This window comes from Pseudomonas helleri (assembly GCF_001043025.1).
GTDB lineage: Bacteria > Pseudomonadota > Gammaproteobacteria > Pseudomonadales > Pseudomonadaceae > Aquipseudomonas > Aquipseudomonas helleri.
This window is the reverse complement of record NZ_JYLD01000013.1, coordinates 15,657-29,334: the sequence shown is the minus strand read 5'-3', so window position 1 is coordinate 29,334 and position 13,678 is coordinate 15,657. Positions and strand designations below refer to the sequence as shown.

Annotated in this window: 7 protein-coding genes; 1 reads left to right on the top strand and 6 read right to left on the bottom strand. The window is 54.4% G+C overall.

Annotated features, from left to right (window positions below; all coding sequences use genetic code 11):
• Positions 1–111 precede the first annotated feature (111 nt).
• The 6 genes from TU84_RS19540 to TU84_RS19515 all read right to left on the bottom strand — a co-directional run bounded on the left by TU84_RS19540 (position 112) and on the right by TU84_RS19515 (position 12,766).
• The gene (locus tag TU84_RS19540; RefSeq protein ID WP_053225273.1) at positions 112–1,410 is read right to left on the bottom strand and encodes an NAD(P)/FAD-dependent oxidoreductase; all 1,299 of its coding nucleotides are present in this window, start codon (positions 1,408–1,410) and stop codon (positions 112–114) included.
• Positions 1,411–1,728: 318 nt separating this feature from the next.
• A complete protein-coding gene (locus tag TU84_RS19535) occupies positions 1,729–4,371 on the bottom strand; it encodes a TonB-dependent receptor (protein ID WP_048371973.1) in 2,643 nt (880 codons plus the stop codon).
• A 114-nt stretch (positions 4,372–4,485) separates the two neighbouring features.
• Positions 4,486–5,445: a FecR domain-containing protein gene (locus tag TU84_RS19530; protein WP_048371971.1), complete on the bottom strand. Its 960-nt coding sequence runs from the start codon at positions 5,443–5,445 to the stop codon at positions 4,486–4,488.
• Between the two features lies 1 nt (position 5,446).
• Positions 5,447–5,956, bottom strand: coding sequence for a sigma-70 family RNA polymerase sigma factor (locus TU84_RS19525; protein WP_048371970.1), 510 nt, complete (start codon positions 5,954–5,956; stop codon positions 5,447–5,449).
• Positions 5,957–6,240: 284 nt separating this feature from the next.
• Entirely contained in the window at positions 6,241–11,607 is a 5,367-nt protein-coding gene (locus TU84_RS19520) for a dermonecrotic toxin domain-containing protein (protein WP_048371967.1), read from the bottom strand.
• A 139-nt stretch (positions 11,608–11,746) separates the two neighbouring features.
• A complete protein-coding gene (locus tag TU84_RS19515) occupies positions 11,747–12,766 on the bottom strand; it encodes a glycoside hydrolase family 3 N-terminal domain-containing protein (RefSeq protein ID WP_048371965.1) in 1,020 nt (339 codons plus the stop codon).
• 119 nt (positions 12,767–12,885) lie between these two features.
• Here TU84_RS19515 and TU84_RS19510 point away from each other — a divergent pair, with 119 nt between their 5' ends.
• Entirely contained in the window at positions 12,886–13,662 is a 777-nt protein-coding gene (locus TU84_RS19510) for a DeoR/GlpR family DNA-binding transcription regulator (protein ID WP_241486421.1), read from the top strand.
• The last annotated feature ends 16 nt before the right edge of the window (positions 13,663–13,678 follow it).

Here is a 13,678-nt window from a genome sequence, read left to right as displayed (position 1 = left end):
AGACAGTTGAATAAAACGCCGGCCGTGTTGGCCCGAATCACTCTTTTTATAATGAGCGCAGGCAATGTCACACCTGCACGGGTTGCTTCTTTTTCGCTGGAACCGTGGTCGTTATGAAGCGTCTTTGAATCGATACCAGGCATAGGCCATACGCTGGCCCATGCGCAAAAACGGTTGGAACGGGAAACGCTTGGGGCATTGATGAAGAAAGTCCACCTCGGTGGGATGCGGATCGCCGGTGACCATCTGTGCAAGACGCTTGCCCACCTGCAGTGAAAATGAAACACCGCTGCCGGCATAGCCGCCGCCGGCGAACACGTTTTCCAGCTCTGGCACTTTGCAGACAAATGGCAGCGAGCTTTCACTGACGGCGACCCAGCCGCCCCAGTTGTAATCGACCTGGATTCCTTCGAGCATCGGGAACTTGCGTGACAAAGCGTCCTGCAGGTTTTGCCGGTGCTTCGGGCTTTCGGCTTCGCGCCCGGTAATGGCGCTGCGCCCGCCAAACAAAATGCGATCGTCGGGCAAACGCCGATAGTAAGACAGCAGATGGCGGGTATCGAACATGCACTCACTGCCAGGCAGTGTCTGGCGCTTTTCTTCAGCGCTGAGGGGGCGCGTCACGATAATTTGCGAGTGAACCGGTAACACACGCCCCGCCGTTGCACGATTAAGCGCCGTGGAGGTGTAGCCATTGGTGGCGACCACCACCTTGCGCGCCGTCACCACCCCGCCCGGCGTCACCAGCCGGTGGCTGCCATTGGCGCTGGTCCAGTCGACCACCGGCGAACCCACGTGCACGGTGGCCCCCGCCTCACGGGCCAGGCGATGAACGCCCCAGGCCAGTTTCAACGGGTGCATGGAAAAGCCGTCGGGCATGTACAGCGCGCCAAATGACTCAGCACCGCGATGCACCGCTTGCACCTGGTCGCCGCTGACCAGTTGCGCGCCATAACCCAGTACATCGTGATACAGCCCCACTTCGCGCTTGAGCGACTCAACATGCTTGGCATTGCTGGCGACCTTGTACACGCCGTCCGGCTGCGCGTCGCAATCAATCTGGCCTTCACGGATCAGCCCACGCACGGTGTTCAGCCCGGCAGTCATCTCGGCGAAATACTGTTTCGCGGTGTGCTCGCCGTAGCGACTGATCAACTGCGCCAGCGGCACTCGCCCGCCGGAGATACGGGCAAAGCTGCCATTACGCCCACTGCAACCCCAGGCCACTTGATTGGCTTCCAGGACCACGGCGCGAATGCCGTGCTCGCGGGCCAGGTGCAACGCACAACTCAGGCCTGTGTAACCGGCGCCAATAATCGCAACGTCGACCTCAATGTCTCCCTTTAGCGGGCCGTCATCTGGCGGCGCTGTACCCGCCGTATCCACCCAGTAAGAAGACGAATGAGGCACTCCGACACCTGGGTGAGCATTGACCAGTGGATCGTACAATTTAATCTCCGTATCGCTGTGCGATATCTATAAATCATTTAATTGCAATGCTCGATCAAATAAATACAACTGTCAATTGCATTAATTGATTTTAAAACCAATAAATAATCGTGAAGACAGCGAAACGGAGCGCTAAAAACCGCTATCTATTTGAAAGATATGTTTATTTTTGAATTTACAGACGCATAACCCCGCCGATGAGCGGGACGTTACGCAGAGGGAGGAAGGACGGGAAAAACCGATGGTTGAAGTGGTGGCGGGTTGCCCCGCCACCGCGTATCAGAACTCGTAGCTCAAGCGGGTGTAGTAAAACGTGCCTTCAGGTGCCGCCGGTGACAGGTAGCTGTACTTCTGGCTTGGGGTTTGACGCAGGTGGCTGTCAAAGTCATCCGGTTTGCTGTTGAACAGGTTGTTGGCGCCGACCGACACGCGCAGTTGCTTGGTGAAGGCGTAGTTGACGTCCAGGTCTGTGGTCCATTGGGCGCCGAAGGTTTGATCGTATTGCGAGTCGCTGGCCTGTGCGGCGAACTTGCGGTATTCGCCATAACGGGTTTCGTTCAAGGCCACGGTCCACGGGCCGTAGCGGTGAATCGCGCCCAACACGAACTTGTCTTTGGGGTAGCCATATTCCAGGTAACCACGGCTTTCCCGGGTCACTGTTTCAAAGCCGTTGGCGTTTTCGTGGACCTTCTCAATGGTGGTTTTAGCACGGGTGTAACCCGCGCTCAGTGCCAGCGAACCGTACTGTTGTAGATCAAAGTTGTACTTGCCGACGATGTCGACGCCACGGGTACGGGTATCGACCGCGTTGGTCATGAACTGCGCCCAGGTGTACTGGCCGTAGCCTGCCTCCGTCAGAATGCGTTCGGCGTCTGGCCCGGAAATACCGCCGCTGAACAGCAGTCGATCCCGGATGGAGATCTGGTACGCATCGATGGTCACAGAGGCTTGGTCAACAGGACGCAGCACCAGCCCCAGCGAGTAGTTGGTCGACTTCTCAGGCTTGAGCTGTTCTGCGCCGAGAGCACGGGCAGCCGGGTTATCGGACGGCAAGATGCGTGTCAGCACCGGGTTGCCATTGGCATCGACGTTGGTGGTGGTCGTCCAGGAGGTGCCAATCTGGCCCAGTGTCGGTGCGCGATAAGCGTTGTTGACGGTGGCACGTAACCCGACCTTGGGTGTGAAGTCATACCGCGCCGACAGCTTGCCCGTGGTGGCCGAACCAAAATCCGAGTAATGCTCGGTCCGCGCCGCCAGGCCCAGTTGCAGCTTCTCTGTGAGCTGGTTTTCCAGGCCGAAATACACCCCGGCAACATCCCGCGAGTAGGTTCCGGCATCGTCCGGGGTCAAACCTGAGGCCTGTACGCCCCCCACTTGCACACCGTCGATTCCGCCAAACGAATAGGAGTCGGAATCACCCGATTCCAGGCGATAACGCTCGTTGCGATAGGCGATCCCGGCCGAGATGTTCAGCGGGTTGGTCAGCCAGTTCACGGGCAAGTCTTTGACGTAATCGAGACCCACGTTGGTTTGTTCGTTGATCAGCGTCGCAATCTGGAATTTGGTCGGGCTGGCGATGCCAAAACTGGGGTTGAGGGTGTTGTAGGCCAGTTCGTCATGTTCGTCGCGGCCATAGGTAGCGCTCAGGTCGAAGCGGCCCAGGGTGTCGTCTTCATACCGGGTGCCGACCGTCAGTGCGCCATCTTCATAGCGGTAGCGGTATTTCGGAATGGTCCCGTTGGGGTAGATCTCGGTGACGTTGTTCGGGTTGTTGGCCAACAGCTTTGGGGTATTGTTGACCGATTTGTCCTGACCGAACGTGGCGAAGCTGTAGAGGCGCCATTGATCGTTGAGGCCGATTTCGGCATTCGCTGCCAGGTTGTATTTGTCACGCCCTGCACCGCCCCAGCGCGGGTCTTGCACTTGGCCATCGGCGAAATACTTGTCGCCGATATCGTCCGGTTTATTGTTCAACGCGTTAAAGCTGACGGTCAGAAAACCGTCCCCCGGCAGCCCCAGGCCGTACCAGCCATCAGCGGTTTTGCTGAAGCCGTCACGCTGAGAAAACTTGCCCAATTGCGTATTGATTTGCCCGCCGCTGTCGCGCTCTTTAAGCACGATGTTGATCACCCCGGCAATCGCATCCGAACCGTATTGTGCTGAAGCGCCGTCACGCAGCACTTCGACGTGATCGATGGCGCTGATCGGGATCATGTCCAGGTCGACTGACTGCGCACCAATAAATGGCACACCGCCCGACAAGTTCACCACTGCCGAGGCATGCCGACGCTTGCCGTTGATCAACACCAGTGTTTCGTCCGGGGACAGGCCGCGCAAAGAAGCGCCTTTAGGGTCCTGGCCACGGGTTGCGCTCTGGTTTTGCGGAAAGTTGAACGAGGGCAGCAACTGGAACAGCGCCTGGTTGAGGGTCACGGCGCCAGTCTGCACCAACTCTTCGCTGTTGATCACATCCACGGGGGCGCTGCTGCTCAAGGCCGTGGCGTTGGCGCGCCGAGTGCCGATGGCGACCACCCGGTCCAGCGCTGTCGTGGGCGCAGCGTCCTGGGCCTGGGTACCGGCCTTGTTAGCGCTGGCCGCGCCCTCTTTGATGATAAACGCCCCGTCCGGGCTGACTTGCAGCTGCAAACCGGTGCCGCGCAGGGCCTCGCCAACGGCTTGCTCCGCCGACAACGAGCCATTGATCGCCGCCGACGAATAACGGCTCAGTTGCGGGGTAAACGAAATGACTTGTCCGCTCTGACGGCTGATGTTCAGCAGTACTTCATCCAGCGGGCCGGAGGCAATGTGGTAGACCTGGCGGGCTTCTTCGGCCGCATAGGCGCAGGTCAGGAACAGGCTCGCCAGAGGCCCTATGGCAAAAGCCCGTAGCTGGCGACGTGAAAAGGTGTTGGACGCGCTCAAGGTGTCTCTCCCTAAATCTCTGAACAACGCTGCTCCCCGCAGCGCTTACGGGAGAGGTGTGGATTGGCGCAGATAAAACTTGCAGATCGTTTGGTTATGTCCTTAGAACTGCGTTTAAGCGGAGGTGACGGTGACCCAATAATCGGTGCGACGCAGCACCTGGATCGGCAAGGTTCGCGCCAATGTGTCGAGCACCTGTTCGGTTTTATCCAGCCGAAACATACCGCTGACGCGCAACTCGGCAACTGCAGGGTCGATACGCAGCACACCGCCGCGATAAGGCCGCAAGGCCTCGATAATCTGCGCCAGAGGCACATCCCGTACTTCCAGCAAGCCATCGACCCACGCAGCGGCCCCCAGGCTCATCACGCGTACAGGACTAAACCCGTAGCGATCATAAGAGACTTCATGCCCGCTTTGCAGTTGCAGGTTTTCCAGCCCCTGGCGAGCGATCTGCAACGCGCCTTTGAGCGCCACCACCAGCCCCTGCCCTCCGCGTTCACGTACGGTCAAATCACTGCCCAGCACGTGGATCAACGCCTGCGGCGTCACCAGTTGGAAAGGCGTTGCCGGATTGACGGCAACCTTGACTCGCAGCTCTCCATCGAGCAATCGGACGATCCGGTGCGGGCCGCTGAAATCCAGATCGACCGCGCTTTTCGCGTTCAAAAACAGCTCGCTGCCATCGGGCAAACTCACCGTACGCCGTTCAGCTGTGCCGGTTGAAACATCCGCCGTCAGTTCCCCCAGCGCGGTGCGCTGGCTGACCAACAGGCTGGCGCCCAGCGCCACACCGGTACAGGCCAGCGCGCCCTGCAATAATTTGCGACGGCTGGTGCCAGGGGTAGTCAGGGCCTGTTGCAACACCTTGCCGCTGACCCCTTGGTTAATCGGCACCTTAAAAACCCCCAGGCGGGTTTCCAGTTGCGCACAGAGTTGTTCATGCCGCGGGTCTTGCGCGCGCCACTGCCGGTAAGCCTGCCAATCCGCCTCGCTGGCATGGCCTGAACGCAGCAATACAATCCAGCGAGTCGCGTTGTCGATCACGTCGTCGTGTTGGTTTTCGATGTTCATGTCATTCCAGGCAAGCCCGCAGGCAGCGATTGACTGCCTTGGTCATGTAGTCACTGACCGAGCGTTGGGAAATGCCCAATTCAGCGGCAATTTCAGGGTAAGTCAGGCCATTGACCTGAGACAGCAAAAAGGTGGCCTTGACCTTGACCGGCAAGCCATCGAGCAACTGGTCTATGCATTGCAACGCCTCAATCATCTGCGCCAGGTCTTCGGGCGAAGGCGCTTCGTACACGTCATCCAGTTGCAAGGCATCGAGATAAGCCCGCTCCAGATCGCGACGGCGCCACAGCTGATACATCAAGCGCTGGGCAATGGTGGTCAGCAGCGCCCGTGGTTGGCGAATGGGTACTACGCCGGGCGAAGTCAGCAACTGGACAAACGTATCGGCGGCAATGTCTTCGGCGTGGGCGCTGGAGTCGAGGTGGCGGCGCAGGCGTGTGCACAGCCATTGGTAATGACTGCGGAATAATCCGCCCACGTATTCACTGTGAGAAGTGTCGGCGCCGGACATGGAGACTCCAATCAGGGTGAGATGCGCTGTGTGTCCGGTGTACCGGCGGGGGCAATGCTATCAAAAGGCGTTATTCGCTAATAATACTTAAAATGTATTTTTATATACCTTTTTGTATTGATCAGCGGCATCTCTGCCACTACCACGGGCAGGGTAAATGCCTGCCCGCAATACAAGCAAAACTCTGCTCTATGGGTATGTGACGCGAGGGGGTCTTTTCTTGCAGTTTTTTTTAAAAAAAAACGGGGGCAGGAACTCTGCCCCCCATGCCACTTGCATTGCAATCAAGGCGTCGGAGCCTGCACCGGTAAATAGGTATCTAATTTTCCGCCCAAACGGCTGATGATGAGCGTTATTGAATCGGCATTGGAAAGGATAACGCTGGCTCGTTTTACCGGGTCGGCCAAGAACACATCACGTGCATCGTCCAACCGCGTGGTGCCCGTAACGAACAGAATACGCTCTACTGCGCTTGCTTCGAGCGGGGGCTCAGAGCCGTCCCGGGAGAACAATTTGTCGCGTGGTGTGGTCAGGGAAAGGGTATTGCGCTGAAGATCACTTATTCTTTGTTTGGAAACAGCACCAAAGGCGGGGTTGTTTTTCAAGAGCTCAACAAACGGATAGGCCACGTTCATGTATTGAATATCTTCCGTGAAGAACTTTTGATGAGACAACTCATGGATCAATGTGACTGCCCGGTAGTGATTGTTAAAGTCAAAGGGTGGCAAGGTGGCTTCCAGCCATTCATGATCACTCGCGTTCAAGTTGTCGAACGGGGTATTGAAGAAAAAATCTGTCAGGTACACGTATTTATGTGTGTCATTCGGGTCAATAAACGCGACAACGCCATCGTCCGGCCTTTTAGCCTTGACCTGCAGGAAACGCTCGGAATTGACAGGGTTCATGGAAGGCTTGCTCATGCGGGTATAGATCAAGTCGATAGCCAGATCCACGGTAAGAATCTGACGCTCTGTCAACGTCGGCATATTCAAGTAATCAGCCAACCACAAACGATACTGAAGCGCTTGCGGATCCAGTGCTTTCATCGCACTAAGTGTTTGCTTTGCTCCGCTCAGGTACTCCATGGCCAATTGATGAGCCATTTGAATCATCAAGGCTTTGTCAGGTGATAGCCGTCGGATGCTCTTGATACCTCGGGCCTGAATCGTGTAATCGTGAACATCACGACCACTCGAATGCCTGGAATAAGCAGGACCACCGCCCAATAAACGTTCCCGGGGATCCAGTTCCCATTTTTGCCACGCACTCAACTTGACCGCAGGGCCTTCACGGTTTTCACCTGAATAGATTCTCCAGCGATTTTCAGACTCAGTGACACGAAATACCTTGCCGGCCAACACGATGTAATACAGGCCTCTTGGCTTGCTGTGATACAGATGAGTTGAAACCTCATGCTCCATGGCATCCAGTGAAACAGTGTTCTCACTGTAGGCGTCCAATGCCGCTAACTGTTTTGCATTAAACATGTTTTTTTGGATGACGATGTCGTCGATCTTCGGGCTTGGCTCGGGTAGCGGCAGGGTTAGCGGCGAGTCAATGTCAACCTGTTCGAGAACAGGTGACTCAGGCAAGAGCAACAAGCGATTGTCTGGCTGTCTTTTCGGGCCAGGAATCAACAACATAAATGCCGTCACAAACGTCTCGATCGCCTCGCCCCACTGGTGTTTGCTCACGGCCCTCCCCCCGGCCTTTAACAGGCCAAGTGTTTGTGCCACAAAGAAGGGAATATTCAACACAGCCGGTAAAAAAGGTGCGACAAGCCCCATTGCTGAATCAATGCCTAAAGACATTAAGCCCTTGAACGTTTTCCAGTCAGCCTCCTCTGTGGAGAGCGCTTGCTGTTCTGCCAAATCGATCAACAGGTCGTAATTATCGTCGTACAGTTGCAACAGCAGATTGTTCTGAATGGGTGTGTTTGAAATACTCGCTGGAGCGGGTGTACTGGACACATCAAACGAAAAGAAATCCAGGCCAATGTAAATAATGTGCGGTTCATTGAAGCCACCGTTGTCATATTTTTTCCGGTTCTGCGGGTCCAGTCGTTTCAGAACACGTTGCTGCAAAGTTTCGCGCGAGCGCAGGTCAATCAGAAAACTGGCTTCGTTCGTATATTCCTTGAACGTAAAGTCTTGTGCATACAAGGTCCACAAAATAAATGGGCCATCACTTGATGAGACGGGGGCAATTAAATACATACCCTTGACAAGATCAGGTTCTGAATCGGGTGAGGCGAGCAATTTCAACTGCCGTATGCTGATGAGGGTCCCGTTGAGAGGTTCGCGGGCAACAGCATCTGGCATATCAAGAACATGCTTTATAAAGTTATACGCTTTGTCACTTAACGTATGCTCCAGCTTTGCCCTGAACGCTGCTTCCAGAGCGTGAGGAGGCAGCTGTTTGTAAAATAGTGCGCAGCGCCCAACACGCTCCCGGCCGGAATTGTGAAGTTTTTGTTTCAGCAATGTTCTGTATTTGCCAACAATGTTCAACTTGCGCACAAGCGACTTTACATAGTGTTCATCAATGCCACTCGGGAGGGGTGTCGTACCGGTTGAGCTTGCTTTCAGGTGGCCTTTCAATTGACTGAAACCGGTCAGGGCAAATGCTGTCAATGTTTGCGTCTCATGAGAAACCGCAGAGCCCATGGCCGCTATTTCCGCTGACCAACCAGGGCTGATGACTTGTGTCAGAGTAATAGTGATTTCATCTGGCGTCAGTGAGAGATCTGGAAAATCGAGAGCCAGTTGAACCTTGAGAGCCTCCAGGGCGTAGGCATTGATCTCGGGTATATCGTACAGATAATCATGATTGTCTCTGACCACATCACGGTAACGTTCAAGTAAACGTATATATTCAATTTGCTCGTCAACCGTGGCCATACCTAATGTTATTGGTAATGCCTTTTTAAATAGTGTGGTATCAACTTGCTGGATAATTGTCGACACATCCAAACTCTCGCGGAATCGCTCCACGTAGCTTTGAATGGTATTTTCAAGGCCCTCACTGGACAATCTTGCTGTGACACCCTCCATAAGAGCCACACCGACCTCTCTGATTTGCTGATCAATAAAGCTGCGTGACAAGGTATCCATATAGTCATCTTCAATCAGGAAAAAACTGAACAAGGCGCCCTGCTCACCTGACAGCTCTGACAGATGACCGAACACGCTTCCCAGCGCGTTTTTCTCGATGTTATTCAATAGGGTCATGCAATCTGTTTTATCAAACAGGCGCGTATTTAATGCCGACTGACAGGCGTCAAGTGTATCGAACACTTCAAACTTATGACCTGGCGACCAAAAAATAACATGCCCTGCACATTCGGATTCCAGGCCTCCGCGCTCAGTAATGAGAAAACAGTTTTCCACATTAACATTAATGCCAGCCGACGCTGAGTACAGCACCACACTGTAGACATCCGGAACAAAGTAAAAGAAGGTAGTTCGCTCAGCGCGTTTTCGTTGCGTCTGAACACCCGCAATGTAACTGGCTTCGCGCACGCCTAACGAGTCGTTATAACTGAAAAAGTAATAGCCGCCTGCCCATATCAACGTGGATTTGAAAATAGCTAATCGATCTGCCTTCGTAAAAATATCGACCTCAGGCGATCGACTATAGAAAAACGAGTTCAGATAGAGATCCAGTTTTTGGCTGAAATCGCGGGTAATTTCCGCCATCAGTTGGTGGAGGGCTGCACACTCTGCCGCATCCAGAGAGATGGTTTTTCCATCGACCTGGCCGACACGCTCAAAGGTGACCCGTGTTTTATCATCGGGCAATGATGTATGACCGGTCAGGTTTTCCAAAAAAACGGCAATCATGGGGCGAGAGGTGAGCGGCGTCCGATTGAGGCCTTGTGAACCGCTAAATACAATCACCCTCAAGGCTTCAGCATCTACCAGCCCCGCTCGGCCCATAAGCGCCCAATCCTCCTGCATGAGTTCCTTGACGCATGTCCGAATTGTTGGAAAACCTTTAAGGAAAAAGCCTATATCATCACGTAACGATTCAAGACGCGCCCTGACTAAGGACAATGGCACTTTTAATTGTTCAATGGCTTCTGTCGGGGTTTCAAATGCAGTTTCACCGATGGAAAAACGTGAGCTCCAGCGATTATTAATAGCCCCCTCCAGCAGTTCAGGATTTATCAGCAGACGAATATCCGACGCTTGGTCCAGCACAGAGTGTGTAAAGCTGGCGTAATCTTGGGACGTGTAAGAACTTATCTGAGTGGCGGTATTTTTCAGAAAGGAAGTAAGCCCGTTAATGTCATCACTCATTCGTGTGCGTACACTGCTTGCCAAGACCGCAAACAAGTCAATGGCCCGTAAACCAAACTCAATATTCAGTTGCAGGCCTTTAGCCAATCGGGCACGGTCCTTGAAACTTATATAGCGGGTTAACGAGGCCTCAGACAAAGGCAGTTCTTTCAAGGACGTGTCATATCGCAAGGCTTTAAAACGAGGCAGGTTCTCACGTGTGAAATCGAACCAGTCTCTGTAGAACTTCAGGCCTTGATCCCCCATCACCAGTAAGCTGCGCTCGTGACTGTCGATGAAAAAGCAATACCAACCCGCCAAAGGGATTGGATCACCCTTTACGCCCGCCAAGTGCAGAGTCGCCGAGTTCACGCTGGATGACTCTATGCCCATCGCGCATTCATACACCGCGTTGAAGTCGTTTTCGGTCATTGAACCGACATGCCGGGCTTGCATCAGCGCATCCATAAAGCGATCTCGCAGGGCATGTTTGGTGCACTCATGCAAACTCAGCTCAGGATAGATGGGAGAATCCCAGTACTGGGTAATCGATGCTTCAAGTTGTCTGTCCAGATTGTTAGAAACCTGTCCAATAGAACGTAGAAACTCAAGCTCCAGTACTTCACGACTTTTCCCCTTTATGCCCCTGCTATTGGCAGAACGAGAAAACTCATAATCATGTAGACCGGAGAAACTGCCCTTCAAAAAAAATTCAAAAACTAGGTCTGCTACAGGGTTGTGCACCCGGCTCTGGGTTTCTGCGGCATTGGGTTCCAGGGCCCCATTGGCCTGAGCATTAAGTTTTTCAATTACCACTGTTCGAGCAGAAGGCACACCCGACAATAGACCTAAGACATTTTGCAGGTCGATTGTTCGCTCAGACTCAAATAAAGAACTGGTGGTCCCGAATACAGAGCCCGATATCGGTTGTTTTACAACATTAAAATCACCTGCTTTCAATAAATGCGGACGTGCATCCATTGGAAGAAAATGCATGACTTGGGCTTTACTGTTGCTCAGGTGTTGACGATAGGTCTCAGTCAGAGACTGCCAACTGGAAAAGGTTTCCAGCCCGTTGACCAACGAGAACAACACGTAGGTATCCGTGTCTTTAAGCCCTTTGGACAGTGTGAAGGCCCCTCTGAAATACCCTTTGCGAGTGTTGGATGCGCCACGATAAAAAAGAACTTCGCACACATGCATCGGATCAGGCTGACCGGTGCGGCTATCTTCAGTTTGAAGCAGCACTTTATTTAACCAACTGCGTTGATCCGGGCTTAAGGTTCCGGCTAAAAACTGCTCATTCACTTGGGCCAGAAAACGCTCTTTGATCGCATTTTCCGAATAGTAATAGTTTGACGCATCGGTCATAGGTCCGTCCTTGTCAGGAGGGCCTGCCCTGCTGAATAGCAAGGCACAAGCCCCTATGAGTGGGGACAGTACGCGGAACATGGGGGCGACAATGACTACATATTGCTATACCTGCCAGTCGGAGAAAGTGCTGAGGTAATCAGTTAGTGACTGCCTGCGCTAAAGCCATCTGATGCACTTTGAAAGAGGCCGCCAGCAACACCTGACGCTCCAGCGTTCCTTCATCCACTGCGCTCACAATCGCCTCGGCAATGGCATCGAGCCCTGACTCGCTGGACACCAACAACAAATGCGCACCCGCCGCCAGCGAAGCCACGGCCGTATCGGTCAAGGTATTACCCCGCAGGATGGACACTGCGTCCAGGTCATCTGAAATGATCAGCCCGCCGAACCCCAGCGTGTCACGCAGCAAGGCAATGACCTTGGCCGATGTCGAGGCCGACTGATCCGGGTCAATGGCCGGGAACACCGCCGGGCCTGGCATCACCGCTTGCACACCGGCTCCAATCACTTGTCGGAACACCTGGAGGTTGTCGTCAAGCAACTCCAGCGGGCCGTGCACGGCAGCCAAGGCAATGGCCGGGTCATGCTCAGTGGCGTAGTGACCCGGAAAATGTTTAGCCGTGGCAATGACCCCGGCACGCTGAACCCCACGGATAAAGGCACAGGAAATTCGACTGACCTGCACCGGGTCATCACCCAAATGCCGGTTAAGCAACCAGGGATTGATGCCAGTCACCACATCGACAATCGGCGCGAGGAACATATTGACGCCTAACCGGCGTGCCACAGTGGCCATTTCATAGCAGCGCTGTTCAATAACCTCTGCACTCAGGTCTTTGAGTTGCGCCCTTGAAGGAATAGCCGGAACCAATTGGTGCAGGCGCTCGATGCCACCGAGTTCTTGATCCACCGCGATCAATACCGGCCCACCGGCCAATGCCGCGACGTGTTGAGTGAGGCTGGCCAATTTGGTTTGCGTCTCGGCGTCGCGACGGGCCTGGGTCATGGCCCTGCCGATGTACTCATCCCGTGTTTCGCCCAACAACACCGAGACGCCACCACGGCTTAAATGGCGACGGACAGGCTCATCCAGATTCAAATCGCCGATGGCGGGCAACAATACCGAATACGCAGCCCGCAGCAGTTCACCTGACATTACGACTCCTTAACCGCTGTTTGACGCGCGACCAGCCGCCACGCATGATATCGATCACCTTCGAGCACAAAACCAATCATCAATGCTCGTTTATGCTCAATTTAAACAGGATTCACGGGATGTCAATGCTCACTCATGAGAGTTTCCCCGGAGAGCGGCAAACCCTGATCGCCCAACGGCTGGCGACTCACGGTCGGGTGGTGGCTGGGGAGCTGGCTCAGGAATTTAACGTTTCCGAGCACTCAATCCGTCGAGATCTCGCGGCGCTGGCGCAAGCAGGGCTGTGTAAACGGGTATACGGAGGGGCCATTTCATTGGCGCCTGAGCGACCTGTGAAGGACAGGCAAATGCAACACATCGAGCGTAAAAGCTCGCTGGGCCAGGCGTCAGCGACGCTGATCAAAGCGGGCCAGCACGTGTTTATCGATGGCGGCACCACCAATGCCTGCATAACGAGCGCAATCGATCACAATATTGCAGTTTGCGTCACCACCAATTCGCCCGCCATTGCCCTGCAACTGGACACGCTGCCGTTGGCCGAAGTCATCTTGCTGGGTGGGCGCCTGGACAAAACCTCAGGCAACATCCACGGCCTGAGCGCGATTCAACAATTGGCCCATTTCAATTTTGATCTGTGCTTTTTAGGCGCCTGCGCCATTGATGCCAGCAAGGGCGTGACGGCGTTCAACATGGACGAAGCAGAATTCAAGCGTGCCGTGGTGTCGCGAAGCGGGCAAATTGTGGTGGCCGTGACCAATGAAAAACTGTCCAGCATTGCCCACTACCACGTGGCCGCCTGCGAAGAGTTGAGTGTGCTGGTGGTGGAACATGACGCCCCGGCAGAACGGCTGGAGCCTATTCAAGCCAAGGTCTCGACAGTTGTGGTCGCGAGCTGAGATCCAGAGATCGCGC

Bases quoted from the DNA above. Each gene is read 5' to 3' on its own strand.
- TU84_RS19515 (WP_048371965.1), bottom strand. From the start codon at position 12,766: ATGTCAGGTGAACTGCTGCGGGCTGCGTATTCGGTATTGTTGCCCGCC.
- TU84_RS19525 (WP_048371970.1), bottom strand. From the start codon at position 5,956: ATGTCCGGCGCCGACACTTCTCACAGTGAATACGTGGGCGGATTATTC.
- TU84_RS19530 (WP_048371971.1), bottom strand. From the start codon at position 5,445: ATGAACATCGAAAACCAACACGACGACGTGATCGACAACGCGACTCGC.
- TU84_RS19520 (WP_048371967.1), bottom strand. From the start codon at position 11,607: ATGACCGATGCGTCAAACTATTACTATTCGGAAAATGCGATCAAAGAG.
- TU84_RS19510 (WP_241486421.1), top strand. From the start codon at position 12,886: ATGTCAATGCTCACTCATGAGAGTTTCCCCGGAGAGCGGCAAACCCTG.